We start from the raw sequence: 6,112 nt of genomic DNA on the forward strand, positions 1-6,112 counted from the left end.
AGATGTGTATAAGAGACAGATTATAAAACTATGTTGAGGAGAATTAGATTTTTATGTTCTCTCAAATTGGACTGATACATAATTATTTTTTAAGCCTTTCACCCTAGCTTCATATTATTGTAAAAATTCTATTTAAAGAATTTTTCTGTATTGGATCCTTTGCCCAACTTGCATGGCATGAAAAAACTGGATAGCCAGTTTCTCTATGTTGGGGCCCTACCTCTGCAGTGTCAGCTTCAAAATATTTTTATTTTTAATGATTCACTTTTTATTTATCAGTCTTAAAAAGTAGAGAACCGATTTTTACAACTTATTAATTATGATACAACAATATATTTTTTAACGACAAATAGCCCAATCCTGTATTATTAAAAACACAGTTTGGGCTATGATTAATTTTCTAAATTTTATTTATTAATTGTTAATAGTTCTTCGTAAATACCTGCTTCTTTGGCAGCTTCAATTAAAGTAGTACCAATTTCTGAAGGTGTCGCCGCAGTTTTTACGCCACAACTATTCAGTGTTTTAATTTTCTCTTCTGCTGTACCTTTACCACCAGAAATGATTGCACCTGCATGTCCCATACGTTTTCCTGGAGGAGCAGTTTGTCCACCTATAAATCCAACTACTGGTTTAGTCATATTGGCTTTAATCCATTCCGCAGCTTCTTCTTCTGCAGTACCACCGATCTCACCAATCATTACAACAGCTTTAGTGTCATCATCTTCATTAAACGCTTTTAACACGTCAATAAAGTTTGTCCCGTTAACCGGGTCGCCACCTATACCAACTGCAGTAGTTTGACCTATGCCTTCTTCAGTTAGCTGATGTACTGCTTCATAAGTCAATGTACCTGAACGAGACACTACACCTACGTGGCCTTTTTTATGAATATATCCTGGCATAATACCAATTTTACATTCATCAGCAGTGATAACACCTGGACAGTTTGGTCCAACTAAACGTGTTTTTCTACCTTCTAAATAACGTTTAACTTTAACCATATCCAATACAGGAATATGTTCAGTAATACAAATTACCATATCTAAATCTGCATCAGCTGCTTCTAAAATTGAATCAGCTGCAAATGGTGCAGGAACATAAATGACAGAAACAGTTGCTCCAGTTTCATTTTTAGCTTCTTCAACTGTATTGAAAACTGGAACGCCTTCAACTACTTGACCGCCTTTACCTGGTGTTACACCAGCAACAATCTGAGTTCCATAGTCAAGCATTTGTTTTGTATGGAAAAGGGCAGTAGACCCTGTAATACCTTGTACCATTACTTTAGTATTCTTATCTATAAATACACTCATCTTAGTGCTCCCATCCTTTCCTTACGCTTCTTTTACAAGCTTAACAATTTTTTGAGCGCCTTCAGCCATTGTAGCTGCCGGTTCAATTGCTAAACCTGAATCTTTTAAGATTTGTTTACCAAGTTCAACGTTGGTACCTTCTAAACGAACTACAAGTGGTAATGTTAAATCTACTTCTTTAACTGCTTCAACGATACCTTCTGCAATAACATCACACTTCATAATACCGCCGAAAATGTTAACAAAAATACCTTTAACATTTTCATCACCTAAGATGATTTTAAATGCTTCAGTTACTTTTTCTCTTGTAGCACTACCACCTGCATCTAAGAAGTTAGCTGGGTTGCCACCGAAGTGATTAATAGTATCCATAGTTGCCATAGCCAAACCTGCACCATTTACCATACAACCGATGTCTCCGTCTAAAGCAATATATGATAAATCATGTTTTGATGCTTCGATTTCTTTTGGATCTTCTTCTTCTAAATCTCTCATGTCAACAACATCTTTATGTCTAAATAAAGCATTATCATCAAAATTAATTTTTGCATCTAATGCCAATACTTCACCGTCACCAGTCGTAACTAATGGGTTGATTTCAACAATAGAACAATCTTTTTCGATAAAGACGTTATAAAGTGATAATAAAAATTTAGCTGCTTTATTGACAGATTCTTTTGGAATATTAATATTAAATGCAATTCTACGTGCTTGATATGGTGATAAACCAACTACTGGATCAATTGATTCTTTGAAAATCTTTTCAGGTGATTTTGCTGCAACCTCCTCGATCTCAGTACCCCCTTCTTCTGATGCCATTAAAGTAACTTGATCAGTTGCACGATCAATAACGAAGCCGACATAATATTCTTTTTGAATATCGCATCCTTCTTCGATATATAAACGTTTAACTTCTTTACCTTCTGGACCTGTTTGGTGTGTCACCAAAGTTTTACCTAATAATTCATTTGCATATGTTTCAACTTCTGATAAAGACTTAGCAATTTTAACACCGCCTGCTTTACCTCTTCCACCAGCATGTATTTGTGCTTTAACTACATATACATCTGAATTTAATTCTTTCGCTTTCTCCACCGCTTCTTCAGCAGTAAATGCTACTCGTCCTTCTGGTACTGGTACGCCCATAGAACGAAATATTTCTTTACCTTGATACTCGTGGATATTCATCTTCCATCCTCCTGTTTCTTAGGTTAAGTTCCCTTACAATTATAAGAAATGTAAGCGCTATTGTAAACTTAAAAGGTATATTTTCATGCCTTTTTTACAAATTATTTGTTAAAATAATTATTTTGAAGATACAAAAATTCATAAATACAATATTATTCGTCTATATTATTAGAGACTATTGATTTAATTGGTTCAAAACTTTTCCTATGCTCATCCATGATACCAACTTTATCTATCGCAGTAAGATGTTGTTTAGTCCCATAGCCAGCATTTTTATCAAACCCGTAATCGGGATATTGTTGCGCTAAATCTGTCATATAGTGATCACGATATACTTTCGCCATTACACTCGCAGCAGCTATCGAGACACTTTTAGCATCACCTTTTATAATTGCTTGTTGAGGAATATTATTGTTTAATTCCATAGCATCAATTAATAAATGTGTAGGTTTAACGGTCAAATTATCGATTGCACGTTGCATTGCCACTTTTGTCGCTTGATAAATATTCAATTCATCAATCTCTTGCGCTGTAGCAATCCCAAATGCATAGTCTCTAACATTTGATTTTAATGCTTCATTAAGTTGTTCACGCTTCGTTGCAGTCATTTTTTTAGAATCATCTAGTCCTAAATAATGATGTTCCGAATTTAATATCGTCGCACATGCAACAACAGGACCTGCTAATGGTCCACGACCTACCTCATCAATGCCACAAATTAATGCATTTGGTTGCTGGTTTAAAATAGTTTGTTCGTACTTCGACATCGTTTTATATTTTTGTTGTAATTGTTTATGAGCTAAAAGTTGCTTACGGCGTCTATCAATTGCTAATTGGACACCTTTTCGTCTATCTGCATTTACGGTATGAGCTGCCAACGCTTCCAATGAATTAATATTATTAATGACTGCTGTCAATTCTTTAATTGTTTGAGTCATGCGATAATTCCTCAGACATGTCTTGTACTATATCAAAACAGTATGTACCTATTTTGGCATTTCTCATATCGTTAATTAATAATTCAATAACTGCTTCATAATCTACTTCATTACCTTTTCTCAGTAAACCTCGTTTACGTCCAATTGCATCGAACCATTCTAAAGTTTCTGCATCTGCATTTACATCAATTTTATAATGTTGTTGTAATCTCTCTAGATCATGTGCAATCAAGAAATTAAGCCCATAAATAGCTACTTCATCTAAATGTACAATACTATCTTTAATCGCACCTGTTAGACTTAATTTTTTTCCTACTTCTTCATCTTCGAATTTAGGCCACAATATACCCGGTGTGTCTAGTAGTTGTAACAACTTACCAACTTTAATCCATTGTTGCTGTTTTGTTACACCTGGCTTGTTACCTGTTTGGGCAATAGTGCGATTAGCTAATTTATTTATTAAGGTAGATTTACCAACATTAGGAATTCCAACAATCATTGCTCTAATCGCTCTAGGCTTTAATCCTTTAGCTTTTTCACGCTCGAATTTTTCTTTTGTTGCTTTGATTGCTGCTGCTTCAACTTGTTTTAAATTCTTACCATGTTTAGCATCAACAGCTACTGGATAATAGCCTTTTTCTACAAAAAAATCTTTCCATTTTTCCATTTCTTTTAGATTAGACATATCTTTTTTATTCAAAATAACAACTCGGGGTTTTTGCTTAATAACATCATCTATCATTGGATTTCTAGAACTATAAGGGATGCGTGCATCTACTAATTCAAATACAACATCTACTTTTTTTAATTGTTCACTGACTTCTCTTTTTGCTTTCGCCATATGTCCTGGATACCATTGAATTACCATATGATTCACCTTGCTTTCTTTAAATCTATTCAACTCATCTATTATAGAACACTTTTCTGCATTCAACTATCTTTATAGTAACATTTACTTTGAAAATGCTTAAAGGACATTTAATTTTAAAATCATTGTATAAAGTATTGCGTCTTTATGTCAGTTTTATGAGTTTGTCCTTAGTTTGATCACTTTTAAATTAGCATTTTAACTCAACATTTTTTAATTTTATATTTAATTACTAACCTAACCTTCCATATTCACATTTGCGTTATTCACTTTGACAATTTTAGCGCAAGTAACTTAATTTTACTTAGTCATACTTTTAATATCTATCGCAATATTTTAATGATAAAATAATAAAGATTATATTAATTTTAAAGTTATGTAGTTAAATAGTTAACATCCAATTTATTAAAGAGAAAGATGAGGATATGTAGTGATTAAAAATTTAATTTCTAATAAAATCTGGCATTTTGTGCTAGTTGTTTTACTTAGTATTGGTATGACAATCGTTTTATTTACCCCGTACCTTTACGGTTATTTTGTTGACGATCTTGTATTTAGTGGGTCTGGTGATGGCTTTCGACAAATGATGCCTTTTCAAATGTATCTTTGTGAACATTTTACATCATTAAGTAGTTTTTATGATCCTTCATTTGGATTAGGTGGAGATTATGTTAATGGTTTATCATATTATTATTCATTGTCACCATTGATGTGGTTAAATTTCTTTACAATATGGGTGTTTGGATTATTTAAACATATTAATCCATCTGATATTAGTTTCTGGCTAAATAATCAACTTATTATGGCAATGGTTAGAACTATTTTAACGTTTATGTGTTCGTATTATTTATTTAAATATTTAAAAATGAAACCACTAAGTATTATTGTCGCATTAATCTTGTATGGCATGTCGACAGTAATCATTTATTTTAATTTTACTTGGTCATTTTATGGCAACATTTTGTACTTATTACCCTTAGCTATTTTAGGTTTCGAACATTTTTACCAACAGCGAAAAATTGGCATATTTATTATCAGTATTACTATAACGCTATTCAGTAGTTTTTACTTTAGTTATTATCAAGCTATTATCCTCGGTTGTTATTTTATTTATCGCTTAATTTTTCAATATAAAAATGACATTGTGTCTCGCTGGCAAAAATTTTACATATTAGTTATTGCTACTTTTTTAAGTATATTATCTAGTAGTTTCGGTTTATACACTGGTATTTCTGCTTTTTTACAAAATGATCGTAAGCAAAATCCCAATTTAGATATACCGTTATTAACACCAATAGAAAGTCGTTTTTTACTATTTTCAGATGGTTTTTATATTACAATTTCTATTATTACTATTGTTGCATTATTATCATTTAAACTTTATCATCATTATTTCTATCGTATGTTTGCGGTTATTACATGGCTACTCATTTTAGGTTCAGCTTCTCAATATTTTGATAGTGCCTTTAATGGTTTTTCTATGCCTCAAAGACGATGGGTTTATGCATTAGCTTTATCAAGTAGTATTCTTATTGGATTGTTTATACAATATATTAGTGAACTAGAGCTAAAACGTTATTTAATCATTGCTATACCTACAGCCTTATTTTGGTTAACGTATTATGTTATTTTTCATACTAAACCTAAATCTTTGTTAGTAGCTATCATTGTCATGGTAGTAATTGCAATATTAATTCAATACCATCATTCTAAATTGAAATCTATATTATATATATCATTAGTATTACTCATATTAGGTCAACAAATGTTAATTTTACAAGAAAATAAAGTAAGAGCTATTG

5 protein-coding genes are annotated in these 6,112 nt (G+C 31.9%); 1 reads left to right on the forward strand and 4 read right to left on the reverse strand.

Annotation, left to right across the window (positions count from 1 at the left end; all coding sequences use genetic code 11):
* Positions 1-407: 407 nt before the first annotated feature.
* From sucD to ylqF, 4 genes are all read right to left on the reverse strand, one after another.
* The gene (gene sucD / locus CD113_RS09945; protein WP_002465077.1) at positions 408-1,316 is read right to left on the reverse strand and encodes a succinate--CoA ligase subunit alpha; all 909 of its coding nucleotides are present in this window, start codon (positions 1,314-1,316) and stop codon (positions 408-410) included.
* A gap of 21 nt (positions 1,317-1,337) precedes the next feature.
* Entirely contained in the window at positions 1,338-2,504 is a 1,167-nt protein-coding gene (sucC, locus tag CD113_RS09950; RefSeq protein ID WP_002465078.1) for an ADP-forming succinate--CoA ligase subunit beta, read from the reverse strand.
* Positions 2,505-2,656: 152 nt separating this feature from the next.
* Complete coding sequence (locus CD113_RS09955) at positions 2,657-3,442, reverse strand: ribonuclease HII (RefSeq protein ID WP_002465079.1); 786 nt, start codon at positions 3,440-3,442, stop codon at positions 2,657-2,659.
* On the reverse strand, positions 3,426-4,310 hold the full coding sequence (gene ylqF, locus CD113_RS09960) for a ribosome biogenesis GTPase YlqF (RefSeq protein WP_002465080.1): 885 nt from the start codon (positions 4,308-4,310) through the stop codon (positions 3,426-3,428). The genes CD113_RS09955 and ylqF overlap by 17 nt, the downstream gene beginning before the upstream one ends.
* 430 nt (positions 4,311-4,740) lie before the next feature.
* Here ylqF and CD113_RS09965 point away from each other — a divergent pair.
* Positions 4,741-6,112 (forward strand): YfhO family protein (locus CD113_RS09965; protein ID WP_169922558.1); only part of this gene is annotated, 1,372 nt, incomplete at its 3' end.

Source organism: Staphylococcus simiae (assembly GCF_002902085.1).
GTDB lineage: Bacteria > Bacillota > Bacilli > Staphylococcales > Staphylococcaceae > Staphylococcus > Staphylococcus simiae.